The organism is Serratia sp. OLAL2 (genome assembly GCF_002752475.1).
Taxonomy (GTDB): Bacteria; Pseudomonadota; Gammaproteobacteria; order Enterobacterales; family Enterobacteriaceae; genus Serratia; species Serratia bockelmannii.
Genome location: NZ_MSTL01000018.1, coordinates 116,144 through 141,703 on the forward strand (window position 1 = coordinate 116,144; position 25,560 = coordinate 141,703).

Consider the following 25,560-nt stretch of genomic DNA (forward strand, 5'->3'; position numbering starts at 1 on the left):
AAAACCGGGGGAGAATCAGGCTACGTGAAAAAACTGTCGCAGGTTAATGGGAAATTTGTTAACCGATGTGTTGATTCGAGCAAAAACGCGCCATTTAGTGCAGTAACAATGCTGTGTTCGCACTTATCGGGCGGATGAATTTCCTTTATAATGACTCCCTTTTTTCAACACTCTTTAATCCAACGACCTATGCCGATTTATGAATATGCATGTGGTGCTTGCAACCATCGGTTAGAGAAATTGCAAAAATTTTCCGATGCGCCGCTGGCAGACTGCCCGGCGTGTGGGCAGCCCGCGTTGACCAAGTTGATTTCATCCTCCGGCTTCCAGCTTAAGGGCACCGGGTGGTATGCGACGGATTTTAAACCGGGTAACAAGTAGAATTTATCAGATAACAGCCGCGCGACAGGGGCGCAGTAGCCCGGCGCGGCATCGGCTGTGTAAAAGGATAGCGTATGCGTACTGAATATTGCGGACAGTTGAATCTGTCCCACGTGGGCCAGGAAGTCACTCTGTGTGGTTGGGTCAATCGTCGTCGCGATCTCGGCGGCCTGATCTTTATTGATATGCGCGACCGCGAAGGCATCGTGCAGGTGTTCTTCGATCCGGACGAGAAAGTGGCGTTCGACAAGGCCTACGACCTGCGCAATGAGTTCTGCATCCAGATCGTCGGCACCGTGCGTGCGCGTCCGGACAGCCAGATCAATAAAGATATGGCCACCGGCGAAGTGGAAGTGTTTGCCCACGCGCTGGAGATCATCAACCGCTCCGAGCCGCTGCCGCTGGACTCCAACCAGGTCAACAGTGAAGAAGCGCGCCTGAAATACCGCTACCTGGATCTGCGCCGCCCGGAAATGGCTGAGCGTCTGAAGACCCGCGCCAAAATCACCAGCTTCGTACGCCGCTTCATGGACAGCCATGGCTTCCTCGATATCGAAACGCCGATGCTGACCAAGGCGACGCCGGAAGGCGCCCGCGATTACCTGGTGCCAAGCCGCGTGCACAAGGGCAAATTCTACGCGCTGCCGCAGTCTCCGCAGCTGTTCAAACAGCTGCTGATGATGTCCGGCTTCGATCGTTACTATCAGATCGTCAAATGCTTCCGTGACGAAGACCTACGTGCGGACCGTCAGCCTGAATTCACCCAGATCGACGTCGAAACCTCCTTCATGACCGCCGATCAGGTGCGTGAAGTGATGGAGAAACTGGCGCGCGAGCTGTGGCTGGATGTGAAGGGCGTGGATCTGGGCGATTTCCCGGTCATGACCTTCGCCGAAGCGATGCGTCGCTTTGGCTCCGACAAGCCGGACCTGCGTAACCCGCTGGAGCTGGTGGACGTGGCCGACCTGGTCAAAGACGTCGAGTTTAAAGTGTTCTCCGGCCCGGCTAACGACGCCAAAGGCCGCGTGGCGGCAATCCGCGTACCGGGCGGCGCACAGCTGACACGCAAGCAGATCGACGAGTACGGCGCTTTCGTCAACATCTACGGCGCGAAAGGCCTGGCCTGGCTGAAGGTCAACGACCGCGCCGCAGGCATGGAAGGCGTGCAGAGCCCGATCGCCAAATTCCTCAGCGCGGAAGTGCTGGAAGCTGTCCTGGCGCGCACCAACGCGCAGACCGGCGACATCCTGTTCTTCGGCGCAGACAGTTTCAAGATTGTCACCGACGCGATGGGCGCGCTGCGCCTGAAACTGGGTCGCGATCTGGGGCTGACCCAACTCGACAGCTGGGCGCCGCTGTGGGTGGTCGACTTCCCGATGTTCGAAGAAGACGAAGAGGGCGGCCTGGCGGCGATGCACCACCCGTTCACCTCGCCGCGCGACATGAGCCCGGAAGAGCTGGCGGCAGCGCCGGTCAACGCTATCGCCAACGCCTATGACATGGTGATCAACGGTTACGAAGTGGGCGGCGGTTCGGTGCGTATTCACCGCAGCGAAATGCAGCAGACGGTATTCAGCATTCTGGGCATTAACGAACATGAACAGCGCGAGAAGTTCGGCTTCCTGCTGGACGCGCTGAAGTACGGTACGCCGCCGCACGCCGGCCTGGCCTTCGGCCTGGATCGTCTGGTGATGCTGCTGACCGGCACCGACAACATCCGCGACGTGATCGCCTTCCCGAAAACCACCGCGGCGGCCTGTCTGATGACCGACGCACCGAGCTTCGCCAACCCGGCGTCGCTGCAGGAGCTGGCGATCAGCGTGGTAAAGAAAGCCGGTGCGGAACAAGAGAGCGAGTGATGAGTTATAAGCGCCCTGAATCTATCCTGGTAGTGATTTACGCGAAATCCAGTGGTCGGGTGCTGATGTTACAGCGGCGCGACGATACCGAGTTCTGGCAGTCGGTCACCGGCAGCCTGGAACAGGATGAGTCACCGCCGCATGCCGCGCGGCGTGAAGTCATGGAAGAAGTCGGCATCGATATCGAAGCAGAGCACCTGCCGTTGTTCGATTGCCAACGCTGCGTGGAGTTTGAACTCTTTGTCCATTTGCGACATCGCTATGCGCCGGGAACCACGCGCAATAAAGAGCACTGGTTCTGTCTGGCGTTGCCCGAGGAGCGCGATCCGGTGATTACCGAGCACCACGCTTACCAATGGCTTGAGGCGGCCGAAGCCGTGAAGTTGACCAAGTCATGGAGCAATCAGCAGGCGATTGAAGAGTTCGTGATCAATTCAGTCCAGTAGTTTTTTTCGGAGATTTTTTATGGCAGGTCATAGTAAGTGGGCCAACACAAAGCACCGTAAAGCGGCGCAGGACGCCAAGCGCGGTAAAATTTTCACCAAGATTATTCGTGAGCTGGTCACTGCCGCGAAGCTGGGCGGCGGTGATCCGGATTCCAACCCGCGTCTGCGCGCGGCGATGGACAAGGCGCTGTCGAACAACATGACGCGCGACACCATGAACCGTGCGATCGCGCGCGGCGTGGGCGGCGATGATGATACCAATATGGAAACCATCATCTATGAAGGTTACGGCCCTGGCGGCACCGCCGTCATGATCGAATGCCTGAGTGACAACCGCAACCGCACCGTGGCGGAAGTGCGTCACGCTTTCACCAAGTGTGGCGGCAACCTCGGCACCGACGGTTCCGTAGCTTATCTGTTCACCAAGAAGGGCGTGATCACTTACGCACCGGGCCTGGATGAAGACAGCGTGATGGAAGCGGCGCTGGAAGCCGGTGCGGAAGACATCGTGACCTATGACGATGGCGCCATCGACGTGTTCACCGCCTGGGAAAGCCTGGGCGCGGTGAAAGACGCGCTGACCGCGGCGGGCTTCGAGGCCGAAGCGGCGGAAGTGTCGATGATCCCATCGACCAAGGCCGACATGGACGCGGAAACCGCGCCTAAGCTGTTGCGTCTGATCGATATGCTGGAAGACTGCGACGACGTGCAGGAAGTTTACCATAACGGTGAAATCTCCGACGAAGTGGCGGCGACGCTGTAATCCGGTAAAACGGGCGCCGCCGTTCGGCGGCGCCGTGCATGCAAGGTGGATGTAGATATGGCGATCATACTCGGTATCGATCCCGGTTCACGCGTCACCGGCTATGGCCTTATCCGCCAGCAGGGGCGTCAGTTGAGCTATATCGCCAGCGGCTGCATCCGCACGGTGGTGGACGACATGCCGACGCGGCTGAAGCTGATTTACGCCGGCGTCAGTGAGATCATCACCCAGTTTCAGCCCGACTTCTTCGCCATCGAACAGGTGTTTATGGCTAAGAATCCGGATTCGGCGCTCAAGCTCGGCCAGGCACGCGGCGTCGCGATCGTGGCGGCGGTGAATCAGAATCTGGAAGTGTTCGAGTATGCGGCGCGGCAGGTCAAACAGACCGTGGTCGGCACCGGTGCGGCCGAAAAGGCGCAGGTACAGCACATGGTGCGCTCGCTGCTCAAACTCTCGGCCAACCCGCAGGCGGACGCCGCCGATGCTCTGGCTATCGCCATCACCCACTGCCACCTCAGCCAGAACGTGCTGCGGATGAGCGAAGGGCGGTTGAACCTGGCGCGCGGGCGTTTGCGCTGACGCAAAGCGATGATTGCTCAGGCTGGATATTCATCCAGCCTTTTTTATGTTATAAGCTTTACCAGCAACGGCATGGCAGGGCGCCATGCCCGGTCATTCTGCAGGAGGGTAAATGATAGGTCGTCTCAGAGGAAATATTCTGGAAAAGCAGCCGCCGCTGGTGTTACTGGAGGCGAACGGCGTGGGCTACGAGGTACACATGCCGATGACCTGCTTTTACGAGCTGCCTGAACTGGGGCAAGAGGCCATCGTGTTTACCCACTTCGTGGTGCGTGAAGACGCGCAGCTGCTGTACGGTTTCAACGACAAGCAGGAGCGTGCGCTGTTCCGCGAGCTGATCAAGGTCAACGGCGTCGGGCCGAAGCTGGCGCTGGCGATCCTGTCAGGCATGTCCGCGCAGCAGTTCGTCAGCGCGGTGGAGCGTGAAGAGATCACCGCACTGGTCAAGCTGCCGGGCGTGGGCAAAAAAACCGCCGAGCGCCTGGTGGTAGAGATGAAAGACCGCTTCAAAGGGCTTAACGGCGACCTGTTCAACAGCAGCAGCGAGATCAGCCTGCCGTCCGCCGCCGACAACGCGCCGGAAGCGGACGCGGAAGCCGAAGCCGTTTCGGCGCTGGTGGCGCTGGGCTACAAGCCACAGGAAGCGAGTCGCATGGTCAGCAAAATTGCCAAACCGGGCGCCGACTGCGAGACCCTGATCCGCGACGCGTTGCGCGCTGCTTTGTAAGGCCGCTAAGAGGTAGATAATGATTGAAGCCGATCGCCTGATCTCCGCCGAACCGATCAACGAGGAAGAAGTCCTCGATCGCGCCATTCGTCCCAAGCTGTTGACTGAATACGTGGGTCAGCCGCACGTACGCGAGCAGATGGAGATCTTCATCCAGGCGGCCAAGCAGCGCGGCGACGCGCTCGACCACCTGCTGATCTTCGGCCCGCCGGGCCTGGGGAAAACCACCCTGGCCAACATCGTGGCCAACGAAATGGGCGTGAATCTGCGCACCACTTCCGGCCCGGTGCTGGAGAAGGCGGGCGATCTGGCGGCGATGCTGACCAACCTTGAACCGCATGACGTGTTGTTCATCGATGAGATTCACCGTCTATCACCGGTGGTGGAAGAGGTGCTGTATCCGGCGATGGAAGACTATCAGTTGGATATCATGATCGGCGAAGGGCCGGCGGCGCGTTCGATTAAGCTCGATCTGCCGCCGTTCACGTTGGTGGGCGCGACCACCCGCGCCGGCTCGCTGACCTCGCCGCTGCGCGATCGTTTCGGCATTGTCCAGCGGCTGGAGTTTTATCAGGTGGCGGATCTGCAGCATATCGTCTCACGCAGCGCCGGGTGCCTGGGGTTGGAGCTGTCCGACGAGGGCGCCCATGAGGTGGCCCGCCGCGCGCGCGGTACGCCGCGTATCGCCAACCGCCTGCTGCGCCGGGTGCGTGACTTCGCCGAAGTGCGCGCCAACGGCGTGATCAGCGGCGCAGTGGCGGCGCAGGCACTCGATATGCTCAACGTCGATGCCGAAGGCTTCGACTATATGGATCGCAAGCTGCTGCTGGCGATTATCGACAAGTTTACCGGCGGCCCGGTCGGGTTGGACAACCTGGCGGCGGCGATCGGCGAAGAGCGTGAAACCATCGAAGATGTGATCGAACCGTTCCTGATCCAGCAGGGCTTTATCCAGCGCACGCCGCGCGGCCGTTTGGCGACGCAGCATGCCTACCGGCATTTCGGCCTCGAACGCGAAGCATAAGTTTTCCACCCATCATAAAAAAGGGCCGCATTCGCGGCCCTTGTCATATTCTGCTGCTGGCTTTAATCAAGCCTGCTGTTTTTTGAACAAACTCAGCGTAAACAGCACGGCGGCGCTCAGCACCACCGAAGGGCCGGCCGGCGTATCGTAAAATGCCGAGAAGGTCAGGCCGCCGGTGACGGCCACCATGCCGAGCAGCACTGCGACGCCCGCCATCTGCTCCGGCGTGCGTGCGAAGCGCCGAGCGGTGGCTGCCGGAATGATCAGCAGTGAGGTGATGATCAGCGCGCCGACGAATTTCATCGCCAGACCGATGGTCAAGGCGGTGACCAGCATCAACACGGTGCGTGCGCGCACCAGATTAACGCCGTCGACGTGCGCCAGCTCCGGGCTGATGGTCATCGACAGCAGATCGCGCCACTGCCACCACAGCACCAACAGCACCACGGCGACGCCGCCGGCAATCATCACGATATCGCTCAGCGTAACCGACAGCAGATCGCCGAACAGGTAGGCCATCAGATCGACCCGTACGTTAGACATCAACGCCACCACCACCAGCCCCAGCGACAGCGCGCTGTGGGCCAGAATGCCGAGCAGGGTATCCACCGAGAGCTGCGGGCGACGTTCTAGCCACACCAGGGCCAAAGCCAGCAGCAGCGTAATGGCGATCACCGCATAGAAGGGGTTGATGTCCAGCAGCAGACCAAAGGCGACGCCGAGCAGCGAGGCGTGCGCCAGGGTATCACCAAAGTAGGACATGCGGCGCCAGACCACGAAGGAACCCAGCGGCCCGGCGGCGCTAGCCAGCAACACGCCGGCCAGCCAGCCGGGAAGTAACAGTTCAATCATGCTTCGCGGCTCCCGGTTTTCTTCAAGACAATTCTTCCCTGCAGATCGTGGCGGTGGTTGTGATGGTGGCGATACACCGCCAGCTGCCCTGCGCCGCGGTTGCCGAACATGGCGATGAATTCGGGATGCATCGAGACCACCTCCGGCGCGCCGGAGCAGCAGATGTGCTGATTGAGGCACAACACCTCGTCGGTTTTCGCCATCACCAGATGCAGATCGTGCGAGACCATCAGCACGGCGCACCCCAGCTCTTTACGCAGCTGATCGATCAGATCGTACAGCGCCAGCTGGCCGTTGACGTCCACCCCTTGCGTGGGTTCGTCCAGCACCAGCAGCTGCGGTTTATTCAGCAGCGCTCGCGCCAGCAGCACGCGCTGGTTTTCACCGCCGGAGAGCTTTTGCATCGGCTGGTCGAGCAGGTGGGCGGCGTGCACGCGTTTGAGCGCCGGCAGAATGTCGGCTTTCTTTACGCCAGGTTTAAGACGCATAAAGCGGCTGACGGTCAGTGGCAGGGTGGCGTCGAGGTGCAGCTTTTGCGGCACATAGCCGATGCGCAGATCGGGCTCACGCTCCAGCGTGCCGGCGGTCGGTTTGACCAATCCCAGCACCACGCGCACCAGCGTGGATTTGCCCGCGCCGTTCGGGCCAAGCAGCGTGAGAATACGGCCGGGTTGCAGGCTGAGGGAAATGTTCGACAGCACCTTGCGGCTGCCGAAGGCGACGGAGATATTTTTTAGCGTTATCAGTGTAGACATCTCGAGATTACAGGTTGCAGAACGAAGCGAATGTTATAATATCACGCCTTGTTGATGAAAACGATGGGATTACTGATGATGGCAAAGAAAAATAAATGGCTGCAGCGTACGCTGTTGGCCAGCGCATTGTTGATGGCCGGCCCGCTGAGCAGCGCTTCCGCGGCGGTGGTGACCACGATTCGTCCGCTGGGCTTTATCGCTTCGGCGATCGCCGACGGCGTGACACCGACCGAGGTGTTGCTGCCGGACGGCGCTTCACCGCACGATTTTGCGCTGCGTCCTTCCGATATCCAGCGTTTGCGCTCTGCGGACCTGGTGCTATGGGTTGGGCCGGACATGGAAGCGTTCCTGAACAAGGCGCTGGTGCCTATCTCGGCAACCCGAAAGCTGGCTGTCAGCGAACTGCCGGCGGTGAAGCCATTGCTGATGAAAGGCGAAGATGACGACGATCATGATCATGCAGGTGAAGCGCATAACCATGCCGATGACGATCATGGGCATCATCACGGCGAGTACAATATGCACGTTTGGCTGTCGCCGGAGATAGCAAAAGTGACCGCGATCGCGATTCACGACAGATTGTTGGAACTTATGCCGCAAAATAAGGACAAATTAGACGCAAACCTGCGCCAGTTCGAGAATCTGCTGACGCAAACTGACAAAAATGTTGGTAACATGCTTACGCCTGTGCAAGGTAAGGGTTATTTTGTTTTTCATGATGCTTACGGCTACTTTGAGAAACACTACGGTTTGAGTCCGCTGGGCCATTTCACCGTCAATCCCGAAATTCAGCCTGGAGCACAGCGCCTACACCAAATTCGAACACAGTTGGTTGAGCAGAAAGCGGTATGCGTTTTTGCTGAGCCACAATTCAGGCCGGCCGTAATCAATGCCGTCGCCAAGGGTACCAAAGTGCGTTCCGGAACGCTGGACCCGCTGGGCATCGGCATCGCGCTGGGGAAGGACAGCTACGGGAAATTCCTGACTCAGCTGTCAAACCAGTACGTGAGCTGCCTGAAGTAAAGCTTATGAGGATAATATCGAGTGCAGCAGATAGTCCGAACTATCGCTCTGGCGTATAACAACCTGCCACGGCCCCATCGCGTCATGCTGGGGTCGCTGACAGTCGTCACATTGGCCGTCGCTGTTTGGCGGCCTTTTGTTTACCACCCAGAACACAACCCCATCGCCAAGAGCGTCGAGTTAGAATCCAGCCAGATGCGGTCATTGCTCCCTGAAGCCAGTGAACCGATAGATGTCGACCAACCCACCCCCGATGACGAAATCCCGCAGGATGAGCTGGATCAAAAAGATGCCGGCGATGATGGCGTGCATGAATATGTGGTTTCCACCGGCGATACCCTCGGCAGCATTCTGACGCAGTACGGCATCGATATGTCGGATGTCACGCTGCTGGCTTCGCAAAACCGCGATCTGCGCAACCTTAAGATCGGCCAACAGCTGTCGTGGACTGTGAATGATGCGGGCGATTTGCAGCAGTTGACCTGGGAAGTTTCCCGCCGCGAAACCCGCACCTACGATCGCGTCGGCAACAGCTTCAAAGAGTCGAAAGAGGCGCAGCAGGGCGAATGGCGCAACAACGTGATCAGCGGCCGGGTTAACGGCAGCTTCGTCAGCAGCGCCGGCGACGCCGGGCTGAGCCGTAACGAAATCAACTCGGTGATCAAAGCCCTGCAGTGGCAGCTCGATTTCCGCAAGCTGCGCAAAGGCGACCAGTTCTCCGTGCTGATGTCGCGCGAGCATTTCGACGGTAAGAAATCGCAAAGCCAGCTGTTGGGCGTGCGTCTGCGCACCGGCGGCAAAGATTACTATGCGATCCGCGCCGAAGACGGCAAATTCTACGATCGCCAAGGCTCTGGCCTGGCGCGCGGCTTCATGCGTTTCCCGACCATGAAACAGTTCCGCATCTCCTCCAACTTCAACCCGCGCCGCGTGAACCCGGTGACTGGCCGCGTGGCGCCGCACAAGGGCGTCGATTTCGCCATGCCGGTCGGCACGCCGGTGCTGGCGGTCGGCGACGGTGAGGTGGTGATCGCCAAACGCAGCGGCGCAGCGGGCAACTATGTGGCGATCCGCCACGGTCGTCAGTACACCACGCGCTATATGCACCTGAAAAAACTGCTGGTGAAACCAGGCCAGAAGGTGAAACGCGGCGATCGCATTGCGCTCTCCGGCAACACCGGCCGTTCCACCGGGCCACACCTGCACTTTGAACTGTGGACCGGCCAACAGGCGGTGAACCCGCTGACGGCCAAACTGCCGCGTTCCGAAGGGCTGGGCGGCAAAGACCGCAGCGATTATCTGGCACAGGTGAAGGAAGTGGTTCCTCAGCTGCAGTTGGATTAACGTCCCCCTTTTTTCCGGCGCTCCGGCGCCGTTAATTTCATCGGCCTGATTGCGGGCCGATGCTGTTTTATCTGGGTGGTTCGCGGTTGTTAATTGCAAAATCGGTGATGGCAATTATGATTAGCCGAATCGCTAAGCGAAGAGCACGTGCATGCAAAACGAGAAGAAATCGAACGTAGAGTTCATCCCGCAGTTTCAAAAAGCCTTTTTATATCCGCGCTACTGGGGCGTGTGGTTGGGAACCGGTCTGATGGCCGGCATTTCGCTGGTGCCTGCGCGCCTGCGCGATCCGGTGCTGGGTGCGGTCGGCAAACTGGCCGGCAAGCTGGCGAAGGGCGCGCGCCGTCGTGCCCGCATCAACCTGCTGTATTGCTTGCCTGAGCTGCCTGAAAGCGAACGCGAGCACATTATCGACCAGATGTTCGCCTGCGCGCCGCAGTCGATGGTGCTGATGGCGGAACTGGCCTGCACCAAGCCCGAAAAAGTGCTAAAGCGCGTGCGTTGGCACGGTGAAGAGGTGCTGGACAAGATCCGGGCGGAAGGGCGTAACGTGATTTTCCTGGTGCCTCACGGCTGGGCGGTGGATGTGCCAGCGATGCTGATGGCTGCGCGCGGCCAACCGATGGCGGCGATGTTCCACAACCAGCGCAATCAGCTGATCGACTACCTGTGGAATGCCGTGCGTCGTAAATTCGGCGGCCGCATGCACGCGCGCAACGACGGCATCAAACCGTTTATCAGTTCGGTACGGCAGGGGTACTGGGGCTACTACCTGCCCGATCAGGATCACGGCGCCGAGCACAGTGAGTTCGTCGATTTCTTCGCGACCTATAAGGCGACGCTGCCGGCGGTAGGCCGGTTGATGAAGGTTTGCCGTGCGGCGATCGTGCCTTTGTTCCCGGTGTACGATGGCAAAACCAGCATGCTGGATATTTATATTCGCGAGCCCATGGACGATCTGGCCGACGCCGATGACCCACGGATTGCGCGCCGCATGAATGAAGAAGTGGAAAACCTGGTGGGCCCGAACCCTGAGCAGTACACCTGGATCCTAAAACTGTTGAAGACGCGCAAGGAAGGGGAGATTGAGCCTTACTCGCGCGACGATCTGTATCGCTAATCCTTCCTAACGTTAACGCCGGTCGGGCTATAACCCGGCCGGTATCACTTCAGATGTGCACCATACAGCCGCGCGCCCGCAGGATGTCGATGACTTTAGGCGTGCGGGTGAAATCATTCCAGCGCAGATCCAGCTTGCGCAGCCGGCTCAGTTCGCCGAGGCTTTCCGGCAGCTCGCTCAGGCGGTTGGCGCGCAGATCCAGACTTCTCAGCGCTGTCAGCTCACCGATATTTTCCGGCAGGCGCGTCAGTTGATTGAAACGCAGGTTCAGCTCGCTCAATCGCGGCAGGCGGCAGAAGGCTGCCGGCAGTTCGGTGATAGCATTGTTGGCCGCATCGAGTATCTCCAACTCACCGAGCAGAGCCATTTCCGCCGGCAGCGTGGTCAGGGCATTTTTCATGATATGCAGTTCGCGCAGCGCGCGCAGCTGCCCGATTTCGGCGGGCAGGCTGCGGATGCGATTGTTGTATAAACGCAGCTCCTGCAACGCCGCCAGCCTCGGTATTGCCTGCGGCAAGGCGGTCAGTTGGTTATCGGTCGCGTTGAGATAGATGAGCTGCTGCAGCTGTGCCAGCGAATGGGGCAGGTCGCTAAAACCGTTATCGCTCAGATAGAGGTATTTCAGCCGGTGCAGTTGCCCCAACGCTTCAGGCAGTTCGCTCGCGCGATTGTGGCCAAAGTCGAACATCTCGAGCTGTTGCAACTGACCAATCTCCGGCGGCAGACGGTCGAGCTGATTGCAGGAGATATTCAGCACCTGCAGATTCTGGTGCCGGAAGATTGGGGTGGGGAAGGCCGTCAGCTGATTGTCGTACAGGCTGACCTTGCGCAGCGCGCGGCCGGCAAGCTGCGATTCATCGAGCTGCGTCAGGCTACGGCCGTCGAGATCGAGCTCATCAGCGCTCGCTGCGGGGTTGTGTTGGTGGAGCATGGCGTTCTCCGTCGTTTATGGCGATGTCAGCGCAAAAAAAAATGCCGGCCAACGTGAGCCGGCCGGCATTTCGTCTGCGGCGTGAATTACTCGACGCGCAGGATACGGCTGGTATTGGTGGTACCGACGGTTTCCATCACGTCGCCCTGGGTGACGATCACCAGATCGCCGGAGACCAGGAAGCCTTTGTCACGCAGGCGATTGACGGCTTCATTGGCGGCGATCACGCCGTCTTTGTGGCTGTCGAAATATACCGGCGTCACGCCGCGATACAGCGCAGTCAGGTTCAGCGTGTGCTCATGACGCGACATGGCGAAGATCGGCAGGCCGGAGCTGATGCGTGACATCATCAGCGCGGTGCGGCCGGACTCAGTCATGGCGATCAGCGCGGTGACGCCTTTCAGGTGGTTGGCCGCATACATCGAAGACATGGCGATCGCCTCTTCGATATTGTCGAACTGCACGTCCAAACGGTGTTTGGAAACGTTGATGCTCGGGATCTTCTCGGCGCCCAGACAAACGCGCGCCATCGCCGCCACGGTTTCCGCCGGGTATTGGCCAGCAGCGGTTTCCGCCGACAGCATGACGGCGTCGGTGCCGTCCAGCACGGCGTTGGCCACGTCCATGACTTCGGCGCGGGTCGGCATCGGGTTGGTGATCATTGACTCCATCATCTGAGTCGCGGTGATCACCGCGCGGTTCAGGGTGCGGGCGCGGCGGATCAGTTTCTTCTGAATGCCGACCAGTTCCGGATCGCCGATTTCGACGCCGAGGTCGCCACGGGCAACCATCACCACGTCGGAAGCCAGAATGATGTCGTCCATCGCTTCGTCGGTGCAAACCGCTTCGGCGCGCTCAACCTTGGACACGATCTTGGCGTTGCAGCCCGCATCGCGCGCCAGGCGGCGGGCATAGTTCAGGTCTTCACCGGTACGCGGGAAGGAGACCGCCAGATAGTCGACGCCAATCTTGGCGGCGGTCACGATGTCCGCCTTGTCTTTTTCGGTCAGCGCTTCGGCTGACAGGCCACCGCCTAGCTTGTTGATGCCCTTGTTGTTGGACAACGGGCCGCCGACGGTCACTTCGGTAAACACTTTCATGCCCTGAACTTCGAGCACTTTTAACTGAACGCGGCCGTCGTCAAGCAGCAGGACATCGCCCGGCACGACGTCGGCAGGCAGGCCTTTATAGTCGATACCGACTTTTTCTTTATCGCCTTCGCCTTTTGACAGGTTGGCGTCCAGCAGGAATTTATCACCCACGTTGAGGAAGATTTTGCCTTCCTTGAAGGTGGATACGCGGATTTTCGGCCCTTGCAGATCGCCGAGGATAGCGACGTGACGTCCCAGTTTGGCAGCGATTTCGCGCACTTTGTCTGCGCGAGCCTGGTGATCTTCCGGGCTGCCGTGGGAGAAGTTAAGCCGAACTACGTTGGCACCGGCGGCAATGATCTTTTCCAGATTATTGTCGCGGTCTGTAGCCGGACCCAGGGTGGTAACGATTTTGGTTCTTCTGAGCCGTCTGGACATGTATTACTCCGTTGACTGGTGAAGCAAATATTGGTGTTGCGATAACGTCGGATAACGAAACCAGGCGTGAAATGTAATTTTACAACACTGATATTTCACCCGGGTTACCCGCATGAGCATGTTAACAGGGTACCGCCTCTGATGCCGTCATTCAAATGTCTGTTGAACGGCGATTTTTTTCTTCGTCGGGTCACGAATCAAAACTGTTGGGAATGACCACGCCTTTATCAAAGCGCGATTCTTTGAGCGCTTCTTTGACCCGCTTCAAGTTATCTCTGAATTTAGCCCCTCGGCGCAAGGTAAATCCGGTGGCAAGCACGTCAATGAGCGTTAATTGCGCGATCCGCGACACCATCGGCATGTAAACGTCGGTGTCTTCAGGCACATCGAGCAGCAACGCGAGGGTCGCCGCTTGGGCGAGCGGGGTGTCGCGCGAGGTGATAGCCAGTACCGTGGCGTCGTTCTCCCGCGCCAGGTGAGCCATCTCCACCAGATTTTTGGTGCGGCCGGTGTGTGAGATCAGCACCACCACGTCGCCCTCGCCGGAGTTCATGCAGCTCATGCGTTGCATGACGATGTCATCGAAGTAGACCACCGGAATGTTGAAGCGGAAAAATTTGTTCATCGCGTCGTGCGCCACCGCCGCGGAGGCACCCAGGCCGAAGAAAGAGATCTTTTTTGCCTGGGTGAGCAGGTCAACCGCACGATTGATTGCGGCAATATCCAAATTTGCCTTTACTGTATCCAGGCTGGCCATGACCGATTCGAAGATCTTGCTGGTATAGGAATCGACGCTGTCGTCTTCCTCAACGTTACGGTTTACGTAGGGCGTGCCGTTAGCCAGGCTTTGGGCGAGGTGCAGTTTGAAATCGGGAAAGCCTTTGGTATCAAGGCGGCGGCAAAAACGGTTGACGGTAGGTTCGCTGACGTCGGCCATGCGCGCCAGCGTGGCAATGCTGGAGTGAATGGCGGTCTGTGGGGAGGCCAGGATCACCTCGGCGACTTTCCTTTCAGATTTGCTCAGGCGTTCCAGATGGTTCTGGATTTTGTCCAGCGTATTCATATAACGAGAGTCACTCATGGTTTTATCCCTGTGGCTTTCAAGCAACAGCGCCGAATTTCGCCCGTGTTCGCCGTGCACGCAGACGCCAAACGAGCGGCTGTAACCTGGAATCGATAGGGTATGTCGATTTCAAACAAAGGAGAAATCAATGCCGGTTTAGTGAAAATATACTACGTGCTGGTAACCGTTGGCAGTCTCGACAGGGCGTATGCAGGCTTTTTTCACCAGAATATGACCTGTGTCTAACTTTCATAATGGTAACAGAGCGTCAAAAAAGACGAAAAATTACAGTTTTGCCCGCCTGTGCGGGCTCTGGCGCGCATTGGCGCTATCACTGGAATCTTGAGGTCTTTTTTCCTGCTTCTGCACCGGGTTTGCTGGCCGTAGTCAAACAGAGTACATTAGTAATGTAAGAAAATTACAAATATCCTGCAACGAGGAGATGAACATGGCGGTAACCTCTACAGCCCAGGCGTGTGACCTGGTTATTTTCGGCGCGAAAGGTGATTTGGCGCGCCGTAAGCTGCTGCCTTCCCTGTACCAGTTAGAGAAAGCCGGACACATCCACCCGGATACGCGGATTATCGGCGTCGGCCGCGCGGAGTGGGATAAAAAAGCGTATACCGAAGTGGTCAAGGAAGCGCTTGGCACCTTCATGAAGGAAAAACTGGATGACGAACTCTGGGCCACGCTGAGCGCACGCCTGGACTTCTGCAATCTGGACGTCAACGACAGCAAGAACTTTACCAAACTGGGTAAAATGCTGGATCAGAAACACCGCACCACCATCAACTACTTCGCCATGCCGCCAAGCACCTTTGGCGCCATCTGCAAAGGGTTGGGCGAAGCCAAGCTGAACCATGAACCGGCGCGCGTGGTGATGGAGAAGCCGCTGGGTACCGATCTGGCGTCTTCCCGCGTGATCAACGATCAGGTGGCGGAGTACTTCAACGAATCCCAGGTTTACCGTATCGACCACTATCTCGGCAAAGAGACGGTGCTGAACCTGTTGGCGCTGCGTTTCGCCAACTCGCTGTTCGCATCCAACTGGGATAACCGCACCATCGATTCGGTGCAGATCACCGTGGCGGAAGAGGTGGGCATCGAAGGGCGCTGGGGTTACTTCGACCAGGCCGGCCAGATGCGCGACATGATCCAGAACCACCTGCTGCAGATCCTGACCATGATCGCCATGTCGCCGCCGGCGGACCTGACGACCGACCGTATCCGCGACGAGAAGGTGAAGGTACTGCGCTCGCTGCGCCGCATCGATCAGACCAATGTACGGGAAACCACCGTGCGCGGGCAGTACACCGCCGGTTTCGTCCAGGGCAAGAAAGTGCCGGGTTATCTGGAAGAGGAAGGCGCGAACAAGAGCAGCAGCACCGAAACCTTCGTCTCCATCCGCGTGGATATCGACAACTGGCAGTGGGCCGGGGTGCCGTTCTACCTGCGTACCGGTAAACGCCTGCCGACCAAATGTTCGGAAGTGGTGGTGTACTTCAAAAACCCGCCGCTTAACCTGTTCAGCGATTCGTACCAGCAGCTGCCGCAGAACAAGCTGACCATCCGTCTGCAACCGGACGAAGGCATCGAAATTCAGGTACTGAACAAGGTGCCGGGGCTGGATCACAAGCACCGTCTGCAGACCACCAAGCTGGACCTGAGCTTCTCGGAAACCTTCAACCAGGAGCACGTGGCGGACGCCTACGAGCGCCTGCTGCTGGAGACCATGCGAGGCATTCAGGCGCTGTTCGTGCGCCGCGATGAAGTGGAAGAGGCCTGGAAGTGGGTCGACTCCATCATGGATGCATGGAAAGCCGACAACGAGGCGCCTAAACCTTATCAGGCGGGCACCTGGGGGCCGGTGGCCTCGGTGGCAATGATCACCCGCGACGGCCGTTCCTGGAACGAGTTCGAATAATGCGCAATGCCGGCAGCCTGTCTGCCGGCTTTTTTTTGCCTGCGATCTGCGCGTGGGCCACATCACTTACGGTACGGCCGGACGTTCGCGCGCTTGCGCGGAGCCCTGTGGCAGGGGCGTGCCATTGTTAACCGCGAGTCATGGAGAAATAACGATGAAAAACTGGAAAACCAGCGCCGAGCAGATCCTGACGGCAGGGCCGGTGGTGCCTGTTATCGTGATCAACAAGTTGGAGCAGGCGGTGCCGCTGGCGAAAGCGTTGGTTGCCGGCGGCGTGCGGGTATTGGAGGTGACGCTGCGCACCGCCTGCGGGCTGGAGGCTATCCGCGCTATCGCCAAAGAGGTGCCGGAGGCGATCATCGGCGCCGGTACGGTGATCAATCCGCAGCAGCTGCGGGAGGTGACCGAGGCGGGGGCGCAGTTCGCCATCAGCCCGGGGCTGACCGACGCTTTGCTGCAGGCGGCGACGGCGGGGTCAATCCCGCTGATCCCGGGCATCAGCACCGTATCTGAACTGATGCTGGGCATGGATTACGGCCTGCGCGAATTCAAATTCTTCCCGGCGGAAGCCAACGGCGGCGTTAAGGCGCTGCAGGCGATCGGCGGCCCGTTCCCCCAGGTGCGTTTTTGCCCGACCGGCGGCATTACGCCGAACAATTACCGCGATTATCTGGCGCTAAAAAGCGTATTGTGCATCGGCGGCTCCTGGTTGGTGCCGGCCGATGCGCTCGAAAGCGGCGACTATGCGCGCATCACTGAACTGGCGCGCAGCGCGGTCAGCGGCGCCGCGTTGTAACCCGCGCCAGGCCTGGGATTGGCGCTTATTTGCTCACCCGCGGATATCGCAAGGCTCAACGCTCCGTTGGGCCTTTTTTAATTTTTATCGCGATTAACTTTCTTATTTTTAACCCGTTTTTTTCTGCTTTTTTATGAAAACGGCAGTTTGCTTTCTAATTTTGGCTGTGGTAAAAATATCTCAGTTAAAAATTTTACTTTTATGAGGATATTGGGCAAATCGCACGGTGTGCGGCTGATAATAGAGAACTATTATGATGACTATTAACGGAACTACCCTCAGAACCTCTACGTGCCAACTCTTCCTGTCTGCGATCCTTGCCAGTGAGCATCACTGGTGCAGCGAGCTATAGCGTCTTTCTCCCTTAACCGGTGCTGGTAGCGGGCTTAGGCCTTCGCATTACCGTTCAGCCGGGCAAACATTCTTTTTGCGTTTGGGTCAGTTTATCCCCAGGGATCTCTGCGTCTTGCGCGCCGCATTGCGGCCGTCCGACGAGATAAATCGGGATAAATATGCCTTGGCGCGCGTTATTCGCCGTTTGGGAGAAAAATTATGATTTATTGGATCTTTTTAGGTTTGGCCATCATGACCGAAATCATCGGCACCTTGTCAATGAAATACGCCAGCGTCAATGGCGGCATGATCGGGCATATCGTGATGTACGTGATGATCACCGCGTCTTATGTATTGTTGTCGGTAGCGATAAAACGCGTGGCGCTCGGCGTGGCCTATGCGCTGTGGGAAGGCATCGGCATTCTGTTCATTACCCTGTTCAGCGTACTGTGGTTCGACGAGCCGATCTCGGCGCTGAAGGTGCTGGGCTTGGCTACGCTGATCGCCGGCATCATGTTGGTGAAATCCGGTACCCGCAAAGAGCGAAAACAGGTCAGCCCGCGAGGTGACAACCATGCAACAGTTTGAGTTGTACCACATTGGGTTCCTGGGGCTGGCCATCGTGCTGGAAATTATCGCCAACATCTTCCTGAAGATGTCGGACGGCTTCCGTAAAATTTGGCTGGGATTGCTGTCGCTGCTGTCGGTGCTCGGCGCGTTCAGCGCCCTGGCGCAGGCGGTTAAGGGTATCGATCTGTCGATCGCCTATGCGCTGTGGGGTGGTTTCGGTATCGCCGCCACCATCGCCGCAGGCTGGATCATGTTCGGCCAGCGGTTGAACGCCAAAGGCTGGATTGGCCTGGCGCTGTTGCTGACGGGGATGGTGATCCTTAAACTGTCTTGATAGCGGGCAATAAAAAACCGCAGGCGTCGCCGTCTGCGGTTTTTTTCGTCTGCGCTCAGGCTTACAGCGCGGCGATGATTTTGATTTCCACCTTGTACTTCGGATTCATCAGCTGCGCCTGCACCGTGCAGCGCACCGGCGCGCTGCCGGCGACCACCCAGGCGTCCCAGGCGGCGTTCATCGCGGCGAAGTCGGCGCTGTTGGCCAGGAAAATGGTGGCATCCAGAATACGGCTTTTGTCCGACCCTACGCGTTCCAGCAGCACGTCGATGGCGGCGAGGGCGTTGGCGGTCTGCGCGGTCGCGTCGTCGTCCAGGTTCTCTGGCACGCTGGTGTAGTAAACGGTCTCGTTGTGCACTACGGCTTCGGACCAGCGCTGATCGGGATCAATTCTTTCGATATTCATTTGCTTATCTCCATATCATAGTCGCGCTAAGGGTAGCACAGCCGGTGATAAAAAAGCGCGGCGATAAAGTGGGTGGTAGCCGGGCGGCAGGCTTGGCATAATCACCGCTGAATGACACCGGCAGAGAGACAGCGTGACAGACGATTTTGCAACAGACGGCGCATTGGCGCAGGCTATCAAGGGATTCAAACCGCGTGAGCCGCAGCGGCAGATGGCGCAAGCCGTTACCGAAGCGATCAATTTCAAGCAGGAACTGGTGGTGGAAGCCGGCACCGGCACCGGCAAAACCTTCGCTTATCTGGCGCCGGCGCTGCGTGCCGATCGCAAAGTGATCATCTCCACCGGTTCGAAAGCGCTGCAGGATCAGCTGTATGCGCGCGATCTGCCCACCGTCGCCAAGGCGTTGAAGTACAAAGGCAAGCTGGCTCTGCTGAAGGGGCGCTCCAACTACCTGTGTCTGGAGCGTCTTGAGCAACAGTCGATGGCCGGCGGGGAGCTGGCGGGGCAGACGCTGATCGATTTGGTGCAGCTGCGCAAGTGGTCGTCGCAGACCAAAGAGGGTGATATCAGCACCTGTAGCGAAGTGGCGGAGGACAGCTTCGTCTGGCCATTGGTGACCAGCACCAATGACAACTGTCTGGGCAGCGACTGCCCGCTGTATCAGGATTGCTTCGTGGTCAAGGCGCGCCGCCGCGCGATGGATGCAGATGTGGTGGTGGTAAACCATCACCTGTTCCTGGCGGATATGGTGGTGAAAGAGGGCGGTTTCGCCGAGCTGATCCCAGAAGCCGAGGTGATGATTTTCGACGAGGCGCACCAAATCCCCGACATCGCCAGCCAGTATTTCGGCCAGCAGCTCACCAGCCGCCAGCTGCTGGATCTGGCGAAGGACATCACCATCGCCTACCGCACCGAGGTGCGCGATGCGGCTCAGCTGCAAAAGAGCGCCGATCGTCTCAGCCTGAGCACGCAAGATTTCCGTCTGAATCTGGGAGAACCGGGGTTCCGCGGTAATCTGCGTGACGTGCTCGGCGAACCCAACGTGCAGCGTGCTCTGTTGCTGCTCGATGACGCGCTGGAGCTGTGTTATGACGTGATGAAGCTGTCGCTGGGGCGTTCGGCGCTGCTGGACGCCGCCTTTGAGCGCGCCACGCTGTACCGCGCGCGTCTCAAACGCCTCAAGGCGGTAACGGAACCGGGCTACAGCTATTGGTATGAGTGCAATTCGCGCCACTTCGTGCTGGCGCTGACGCCGCTGACGGTAGCCGATCGTTTCCGCGAAATGCTGGACGAGAAGCCGGGCAGCTGGATCTTTACCTCGGCCACGCTGTCGGTCAACGATCAGTTGGGCCACTTCACCGAACGGCTGGGGCTGACCAAGGCCAAAACGCTGCTGTTGCCGAGCCCGTTCGACTATGCCAAACAGGCGTTGCTGTGCGTGCCGCGCTTTTTGCCTTCGCCGAATCAGCCCGGCGGGGCGCGCCAGCTGGCGCGCATGCTGCGCCCATTAATCGAAGCCAACAACGGCCGCTGCTTCTTCTTGTGCACATCGCACCAGATGATGCGCGAGCTGGCGGAAGAGTTCCGCGCCACGATGACGCTGCCGGTCTTATTGCAAGGGGAAACCAGCAAAGGGCAGCTGTTGGCGCAGTTCGTCGCCGCCGGTAACGCGCTGTTGGTGGCGACCAGCAGCTTCTGGGAAGGGGTGGACGTGCGTGGCGATGCGCTGTCGTGTGTCATCATCGATAAGCTGCCGTTTACTTCACCGGACGATCCGCTGCTGAAGGCGCGCATTGAAGATTGCCGCCTGCGCGGCGGCGATCCGTTCAATGACGTACAGTTACCGGATGCGGTCATCACCCTGAAACAGGGGGTGGGCCGTTTGATCCGCGATACCGACGATCGTGGCGTGCTGGTGATTTGCGATAACCGTCTGGTGATGCGCCCTTATGGCGAGGTGTTCCTCAATAGCCTGCCGCCCACGCCGCGTACCCGCGATCTGAAACAGGCGATCGCCTTCCTGCAGGCCGCCGATACGTCGGCCACGTGAAAGATGAAGGGCTTACGGGGCTGTGCTACAATGCGCGCCCTGTATGAAAAACCCAGTTTTATTCCCGCCAGAGGTTGGCATGTCCACGCGAATTTTAGCGATCGATACCGCGACGGAAGCCTGTTCCGTCGCCGTCTGGAATCAAGGCGAAATCCACGCCCTGTTTGAGCTGTGCCCACGCGAGCATACGCAACGAATTTTACCTATGGTGCAGCAGGTGCTGGCGGAATCCGGTCTGGCGCTCAACCAGCTCGATGCGCTGGCCTTCGGCCGCGGCCCCGGCAGTTTTACCGGGGTGCGCATCGGCATCGGCATCGCTCAGGGCCTGGCGCTGGGCGCCGATTTGCCGATGATTGGCATTTCCACGCTGCAAACCATGGCGCAGGGCGCCTGGCGCGTCAGCGGCGCGGCGCGCGTGCTGGCAGCGATCGATGCGCGCATGGGGGAAGTCTACTGGGGGCAGTTCGAACGCCAAGTGGACGGCAGCTGGTTGGAAAGCGAAGGCGAGGCGGTGCTGTCGCCGGCGCAGGCGCTCGAGCGTGCACAGCGCCTGCAGGGCGAATGGGCCCACGTCGGCACCGGCTGGCAAACCTATCCCGACCTGGTCAACGGTTCTACGCTGAGCGTGCGTGACGGCCAAATGCTGCTGCCGCAGGCGCAAGACATGCTGCCGCTGGCGCTGCACGCCTGGCAACAGGGGTTGGCGGTGGCGGTGGAAAACGCCGAGCCGACCTATCTGCGCAATGAAGTCACCTGGAAAAAACTGCCGGGCCGCGAGTAATCGCGGCGTATTGTGCTGTTGTTGATGCCGGGCGATGAAGGCCTGCAACTTGAACGACGAAACGCGGTCAAAGTTACAGGCATTTCAGGAGATTGCGACCATGTTAATCCGCACTGCAAGTAAAAAGCTGTCGCTGCTGGCCGTCGCCTGCGGCGCGCTGGTTCTGACCGGGTGCGTCACCGTACCGGATGCGATCAAAGGCTCCAGCCCTTCGCCGGTGACTCAGCTTTCCTCGGTACAAAATGCACCGAACCTGTTTACTGGCGCGGAAGCCCGCTTCGGCGGCACTGTGGTGAACGTCGCCAACGAACAAGGGCGTACGCTGCTGGAGATCGCGGCGGTGCCGCTCGACAGCGGTGCGCGGCCGATACTGGGTGAACCGTCGAACGGCCGCTTGCTGGCCACGGTGAACGGCTTCCTCGAACCGGTCGATTTCAAAGGCCAACTGGTGACCGTCGTCGGCCCTATCACCGGCCTGAAAGAGGGGCGGATCGGCATGACGCCATATCGTTTCGTAACGATGAACGTGACCGGTTTCAAGCGCTGGCATCTGGTGCAGCAGGTGGTGATGCCGCCTGCGCCGATGGGCCCTTGGGGCTGGCGCGGTGGTCCGTGGGGGCCCGGCTGGGCCGCAGGCTATGGCTGGTACAACCCCGGTCCGGCACAGGTGCAAACCATCGTAACCGAGTAGCATACGCTTGATGTGAACATATTTGACAGGGCGGCTCAGGCCGCCCTTTTGCTTTTTGGGATAGGGAATATCCGACAATTAGTGACGTACATCGCAACCTGAATAATGTTTAAAACCCGAACTGGTCTGCTGAGTTAAAATATTGTTATGGTTAGGCTGCGAGTTTGAGGGCTGCGATGATAATTAGTAATGATTTCAGGAGTAATACCTTGGATAAGGTCTGGTTAAAACGGTATCCGGCAGATGTGCCCGCAGAGATTGATGCCGATCGCTATTCGTCGTTGATCGAAATGTTTGAGCATGCCGTGCAGCGTTATGCCGATCAGCCCGCCTTTATCAACATGGGCGAGGTGATGACCTTCCGCAAACTGGAAGAACGCAGCCGGGCTTTCGCGGCTTACCTGCAAAATGAACTGGGCCTGAAGAAAGGCGACCGTGTCGCGCTGATGATGCCTAACCTGTTGCAATACCCCATCGCTCTGTTCGGCATTCTGCGTGCCGGCATGGTGGTGGTCAACGTCAACCCGTTGTATACCCCGCGCGAGCTGGAGCACCAGTTGAACGATAGCGGGGCCAGCGCCATCGTTATCGTTTCCAACTTTGCCCATACGCTGGAAAAAGTGGTGTTCAACACCCAGGTCAAACACGTGATCCTGACGCGCATGGGTGACCAGCTTTCGGCCGCCAAAGGCACGCTGGTTAACTTCGTGGTCAAATACGTCAAGCGCCTGGTGCCCAAATACAACCTGCCGGACGCCATTTCATTCCGCAGCGCGCTGCAACGCGGCCGCCGTCTGCAATATGTAAAACCGGACATCATTAATAGCGATTTGGCTTTCCTGCAATACACCGGCGGTACCACCGGCGTGGCGAAGGGCGCGATGCTGACGCACCGTAACATGCAGGCCAACCTTGAGCAGGCCAAGGCCGCTTATTCCCCGCTGTTCCGTGAAGGGCAGGAACTGGTGGTGACGGCGTTGCCGCTATACCACATTTTCGCGCTGACGGTGAACTGCCTGCTGTTTATCGATCTGGGCGGGCGCAATTTGCTGATCACCAACCCGCGCGATATTCCGGGGCTAGTGAAGGAGCTGGGTAAATATCCGTTCACCGCCATGAGCGGGGTGAATACGCTGTTCAACGCGTTGCTGAACAACGAAGAGTTCCACAAACTCGATTTCTCTACGCTGCGTTTCTCGGTCGGCGGCGGTATGTCGGTGCAAAAAGCGGTGGCCGAGAAGTGGGAGAAAACCACCGGTAAACACCTGCTGGAAGGCTATGGTCTGACCGAGTGCGCGCCGCTGGTGGCCGGTAACCCTTACGATCTGAAACACTACAGCGGCAGCATCGGCCTGCCGGTGCCGTCGACGGACATTCGGTTGGTGGACGACAACGGCCATGACGTGCCGCCGGGCGAACCGGGCGAACTGTGGGTCAAAGGGCCGCAAGTTATGTTAGGCTATTGGCAGCGTCCGGAAGCCACCGATGAAGTGCTTAAAGATGGCTGGCTGGCGACCGGCGATGTGGTGACCGTGGACGATCAGGGATTTGTGCGCATCGTCGACCGCAAGAAAGACATGATCCTGGTCTCGGGTTTCAACGTGTATCCGAACGAGATTGAAGATGTGGTCAGCCAGCACCCGAAAGTGCTGGAATGTGCGGCAATCGGCGTGCCCAGCGAGGCCTCCGGTGAAACGGTGAAGATCTGCGTGGTGAAGAAAGACGCCTCGCTGACCAAGGAAGAGCTGTTGACCCATTGCCGTCGCCACCTGACCGGGTATAAAGTGCCTAAAATTGTTGAGTTCCGCGATGAACTGCCGAAGTCGAACGTCGGCAAGATTTTGCGGCGAGAACTGCGCGATGAGCTAAAAACGCCGAAGCCGGCCGATGCCGCCTAGGTGTCGCTTTCGCGTCTGACTATCAACAACGCCGGTGAATGCCGGCGTTGTTGTGTTTGAATCCTACAAGAGAATGATGTTTTGAATTATCAGTTGATCACTACCGATGCCGGATTGCAGCAGGTCTGCGAGCAGGCGAGAAAGCATGCCCAGATTGCGCTGGACACCGAGTTTGTCAGAACGCGCACCTACTATCCTCAGCTGGGCCTGATCCAGCTCTACGACGGTGAACAACTCTCCCTCATCGATCCTCTGCCGATCAAGCAATGGCAGCCGTTTGTCGACCTGCTGGCCGACACCGCCGTGGTGAAGTTCCTGCATGCCGGCAGTGAAGATCTTGAAGTGTTTCTCAACGCCTTTAAAACGCTGCCGACGCCGATGATCGACACCCAGATCCTGGCGGCCTTTACCGGTCGGCCGCTCTCCTGCGGTTTTGCGACGCTGGTGGCGGAGTACATGAAGGTTGAACTGGACAAGAGCGAGTCGCGCACCGACTGGTTGGCGCGCCCGCTGACCGAAAGACAGTGCGTGTATGCGGCCGCCGACGTGTTCTACCTGCTGCCGATGGCCAAACAGCTGGTGCAGGAGACCGAAGAGGCCGGCTGGACCGCTGCGGCCCATAACGAGTGCCTGCTGCTGTGCCAACGCCGTAGCGAGACGCTGGCGCCGGAAGTGGCCTATCGCGAAATCAGCAATGCCTGGCAGCTGCGCCCGCGTCAGCTCGGCTGTTTGCAGAAGTTGGCAGAATGGCGGTTGCGCCAGGCGCGCGAGCGCGATCTGGCGGTGAACTTCGTGGTGCGTGAGGAGAACCTATGGCAGGTGGCGCGCTACATGCCGTCTTCGCTGGGAGAACTGGATTCTCTGGGGCTGAGCGGGCCGGAGATCCGTTATCATGGCAAAACGCTGCTGGCGCTGGTGGCCGAAGCCGAAGCGCTGGAGGAGTCCGAGTTGCCCGCGCCGTTGGCTAACCTTATCGATCAGCCGGGCTACAAGAAGGTGTTTAAGGACATCAAGGCCGCTATCGCTACCGTCAGCGAGCAAAGCGGGTTGAGCAGCGAGCTGCTGGCATCCCGTCGCCAAATTAACCAATTGTTGAACTGGCATTGGAAACTGAAGGACGGCGAGAGTCGCCCTGAATTAATCAGCGGCTGGCGCGGCGATTTATTAATGGCGCCGTTGCAGGACATCCTGAAAGATTATTAATCGCTGGTTATCACCAGGGCAGGGTAGGGAAACTCTGCTCGGGTGAATATAGGCAGGAAATAATGCGTTGAAGGTAAATCTGGCCAGAATTTACTTTAAACGAGGTGGCGGCAAAGTTAATTGGGAATTGTCCCAAAGGGAAAAATCAATTTTTTGCTGCCGATAATGCTTAATAACT

25 protein-coding genes are annotated in these 25,560 nt (G+C 58.7%); 19 read left to right on the forward strand and 6 right to left on the reverse strand.

The window, feature by feature from the left end; genetic code table 11:
* The first annotated feature begins 189 nt into the window (after nucleotides 1-189).
* The 7 genes from BVU99_RS14045 (at nucleotide 190) to ruvB (ending at nucleotide 5,779) form a co-directional block, all read left to right on the forward strand.
* Nucleotides 190-381 (forward strand): zinc ribbon domain-containing protein, encoded by a 192-nt coding sequence (locus tag BVU99_RS14045; RefSeq protein ID WP_033632845.1) that lies wholly within the window; start codon nucleotides 190-192, stop codon nucleotides 379-381.
* Nucleotides 382-455: 74 nt separating this feature from the next.
* Entirely contained in the window at nucleotides 456-2,240 is a 1,785-nt protein-coding gene (aspS, locus tag BVU99_RS14050; protein ID WP_025303127.1) for an aspartate--tRNA ligase, read from the forward strand.
* Nucleotides 2,240-2,686, forward strand: coding sequence for a dihydroneopterin triphosphate diphosphatase (gene nudB, locus BVU99_RS14055; RefSeq protein WP_004932373.1), 447 nt, complete (start codon nucleotides 2,240-2,242; stop codon nucleotides 2,684-2,686). Before aspS ends, nudB begins: the two co-directional genes overlap by 1 nt.
* A gap of 19 nt (nucleotides 2,687-2,705) precedes the next feature.
* Nucleotides 2,706-3,449, forward strand: coding sequence for a YebC/PmpR family DNA-binding transcriptional regulator (locus BVU99_RS14060; RefSeq protein WP_004932370.1), 744 nt, complete (start codon nucleotides 2,706-2,708; stop codon nucleotides 3,447-3,449).
* A 57-nt stretch (nucleotides 3,450-3,506) separates the two neighbouring features.
* Nucleotides 3,507-4,028: a crossover junction endodeoxyribonuclease RuvC gene (ruvC, locus tag BVU99_RS14065; RefSeq protein ID WP_004932367.1), complete on the forward strand. Its 522-nt coding sequence runs from the start codon at nucleotides 3,507-3,509 to the stop codon at nucleotides 4,026-4,028.
* 112 nt (nucleotides 4,029-4,140) lie between these two features.
* Nucleotides 4,141-4,755: a Holliday junction branch migration protein RuvA gene (gene ruvA / locus BVU99_RS14070; protein ID WP_025303126.1), complete on the forward strand. Its 615-nt coding sequence runs from the start codon at nucleotides 4,141-4,143 to the stop codon at nucleotides 4,753-4,755.
* Nucleotides 4,756-4,774: 19 nt separating this feature from the next.
* On the forward strand, nucleotides 4,775-5,779 hold the full coding sequence (gene ruvB, locus BVU99_RS14075) for a Holliday junction branch migration DNA helicase RuvB (protein ID WP_025303125.1): 1,005 nt from the start codon (nucleotides 4,775-4,777) through the stop codon (nucleotides 5,777-5,779).
* Between the two features lie 66 nt (nucleotides 5,780-5,845).
* Here ruvB and znuB read toward each other — a convergent pair whose 3' ends face one another.
* Together znuB and znuC are read right to left on the reverse strand one after the other, a co-directional pair.
* Entirely contained in the window at nucleotides 5,846-6,631 is a 786-nt protein-coding gene (gene znuB / locus BVU99_RS14080) for a zinc ABC transporter permease subunit ZnuB (RefSeq protein WP_025303124.1), read from the reverse strand.
* Nucleotides 6,628-7,386 (reverse strand): zinc ABC transporter ATP-binding protein ZnuC, encoded by a 759-nt coding sequence (gene znuC / locus BVU99_RS14085; protein ID WP_099817181.1) that lies wholly within the window; start codon nucleotides 7,384-7,386, stop codon nucleotides 6,628-6,630. The genes znuB and znuC overlap by 4 nt, the downstream gene beginning before the upstream one ends.
* Before the next feature lie 78 nt (nucleotides 7,387-7,464).
* Between znuC and znuA the strand changes: the two genes are divergently transcribed.
* From znuA to lpxM, 3 genes are all read left to right on the forward strand, one after another.
* The gene (gene znuA, locus BVU99_RS14090; RefSeq protein WP_025303123.1) at nucleotides 7,465-8,409 is read left to right on the forward strand and encodes a zinc ABC transporter substrate-binding protein ZnuA; all 945 of its coding nucleotides are present in this window, start codon (nucleotides 7,465-7,467) and stop codon (nucleotides 8,407-8,409) included.
* Between the two features lie 21 nt (nucleotides 8,410-8,430).
* Nucleotides 8,431-9,753 (forward strand): murein DD-endopeptidase MepM, encoded by a 1,323-nt coding sequence (gene mepM, locus BVU99_RS14095; RefSeq protein WP_004932347.1) that lies wholly within the window; start codon nucleotides 8,431-8,433, stop codon nucleotides 9,751-9,753.
* 151 nt (nucleotides 9,754-9,904) lie between these two features.
* Nucleotides 9,905-10,873, forward strand: coding sequence for a lauroyl-Kdo(2)-lipid IV(A) myristoyltransferase (gene lpxM, locus BVU99_RS14100; RefSeq protein WP_099817182.1), 969 nt, complete (start codon nucleotides 9,905-9,907; stop codon nucleotides 10,871-10,873).
* Nucleotides 10,874-10,922: 49 nt separating this feature from the next.
* Here lpxM and BVU99_RS14105 read toward each other — a convergent pair whose 3' ends face one another.
* The 3 genes from BVU99_RS14105 to BVU99_RS14115 all read right to left on the reverse strand — a co-directional run bounded on the left by BVU99_RS14105 (nucleotide 10,923) and on the right by BVU99_RS14115 (nucleotide 14,396).
* Entirely contained in the window at nucleotides 10,923-11,804 is an 882-nt protein-coding gene (locus BVU99_RS14105; RefSeq protein WP_043143025.1) for a leucine-rich repeat domain-containing protein, read from the reverse strand.
* 86 nt (nucleotides 11,805-11,890) lie between these two features.
* On the reverse strand, nucleotides 11,891-13,333 hold the full coding sequence (gene pyk, locus BVU99_RS14110) for a pyruvate kinase (RefSeq protein ID WP_004932339.1): 1,443 nt from the start codon (nucleotides 13,331-13,333) through the stop codon (nucleotides 11,891-11,893).
* A 190-nt stretch (nucleotides 13,334-13,523) separates the two neighbouring features.
* Nucleotides 13,524-14,396 (reverse strand): MurR/RpiR family transcriptional regulator, encoded by an 873-nt coding sequence (locus tag BVU99_RS14115; protein ID WP_025303120.1) that lies wholly within the window; start codon nucleotides 14,394-14,396, stop codon nucleotides 13,524-13,526.
* A gap of 448 nt (nucleotides 14,397-14,844) precedes the next feature.
* Here BVU99_RS14115 and zwf point away from each other — a divergent pair, with 448 nt between their 5' ends.
* From zwf to mdtI, 4 genes are all read left to right on the forward strand, one after another.
* Nucleotides 14,845-16,320 (forward strand): glucose-6-phosphate dehydrogenase, encoded by a 1,476-nt coding sequence (zwf, locus tag BVU99_RS14120; protein WP_019452799.1) that lies wholly within the window; start codon nucleotides 14,845-14,847, stop codon nucleotides 16,318-16,320.
* Nucleotides 16,321-16,474: 154 nt separating this feature from the next.
* Entirely contained in the window at nucleotides 16,475-17,116 is a 642-nt protein-coding gene (locus BVU99_RS14125) for a bifunctional 4-hydroxy-2-oxoglutarate aldolase/2-dehydro-3-deoxy-phosphogluconate aldolase (protein WP_025303119.1), read from the forward strand.
* 552 nt (nucleotides 17,117-17,668) lie between these two features.
* Entirely contained in the window at nucleotides 17,669-18,037 is a 369-nt protein-coding gene (mdtJ, locus tag BVU99_RS14130; protein ID WP_025303118.1) for a multidrug/spermidine efflux SMR transporter subunit MdtJ, read from the forward strand.
* Complete coding sequence (gene mdtI / locus BVU99_RS14135) at nucleotides 18,024-18,353, forward strand: multidrug/spermidine efflux SMR transporter subunit MdtI (RefSeq protein WP_016927446.1); 330 nt, start codon at nucleotides 18,024-18,026, stop codon at nucleotides 18,351-18,353. The genes mdtJ and mdtI overlap by 14 nt, the downstream gene beginning before the upstream one ends.
* Nucleotides 18,354-18,414: 61 nt before the next feature.
* On the opposite strand, the gene BVU99_RS14140 is transcribed toward mdtI, so the two are convergent.
* Nucleotides 18,415-18,759, reverse strand: coding sequence for a RidA family protein (locus BVU99_RS14140; RefSeq protein WP_025303117.1), 345 nt, complete (start codon nucleotides 18,757-18,759; stop codon nucleotides 18,415-18,417).
* Between the two features lie 133 nt (nucleotides 18,760-18,892).
* On the opposite strand from BVU99_RS14140, the gene BVU99_RS14145 reads away from it, so the two are divergent.
* From BVU99_RS14145 to rnd, 5 genes are all read left to right on the forward strand, one after another.
* Nucleotides 18,893-20,809: an ATP-dependent DNA helicase gene (locus tag BVU99_RS14145; RefSeq protein WP_004932318.1), complete on the forward strand. Its 1,917-nt coding sequence runs from the start codon at nucleotides 18,893-18,895 to the stop codon at nucleotides 20,807-20,809.
* 79 nt (nucleotides 20,810-20,888) lie between these two features.
* Nucleotides 20,889-21,590, forward strand: coding sequence for a tRNA (adenosine(37)-N6)-threonylcarbamoyltransferase complex dimerization subunit type 1 TsaB (tsaB, locus tag BVU99_RS14150; RefSeq protein WP_025303116.1), 702 nt, complete (start codon nucleotides 20,889-20,891; stop codon nucleotides 21,588-21,590).
* Between the two features lie 100 nt (nucleotides 21,591-21,690).
* Nucleotides 21,691-22,281 (forward strand): Slp family lipoprotein, encoded by a 591-nt coding sequence (locus BVU99_RS14155; protein ID WP_099817282.1) that lies wholly within the window; start codon nucleotides 21,691-21,693, stop codon nucleotides 22,279-22,281.
* Nucleotides 22,282-22,490: 209 nt separating this feature from the next.
* A complete protein-coding gene (fadD, locus tag BVU99_RS14160; RefSeq protein WP_025303115.1) occupies nucleotides 22,491-24,179 on the forward strand; it encodes a long-chain-fatty-acid--CoA ligase FadD in 1,689 nt (562 codons plus the stop codon).
* Nucleotides 24,180-24,260: 81 nt separating this feature from the next.
* A complete protein-coding gene (gene rnd / locus BVU99_RS14165; RefSeq protein ID WP_025303114.1) occupies nucleotides 24,261-25,382 on the forward strand; it encodes a ribonuclease D in 1,122 nt (373 codons plus the stop codon).
* The last annotated feature ends 178 nt before the right edge of the window (nucleotides 25,383-25,560 follow it).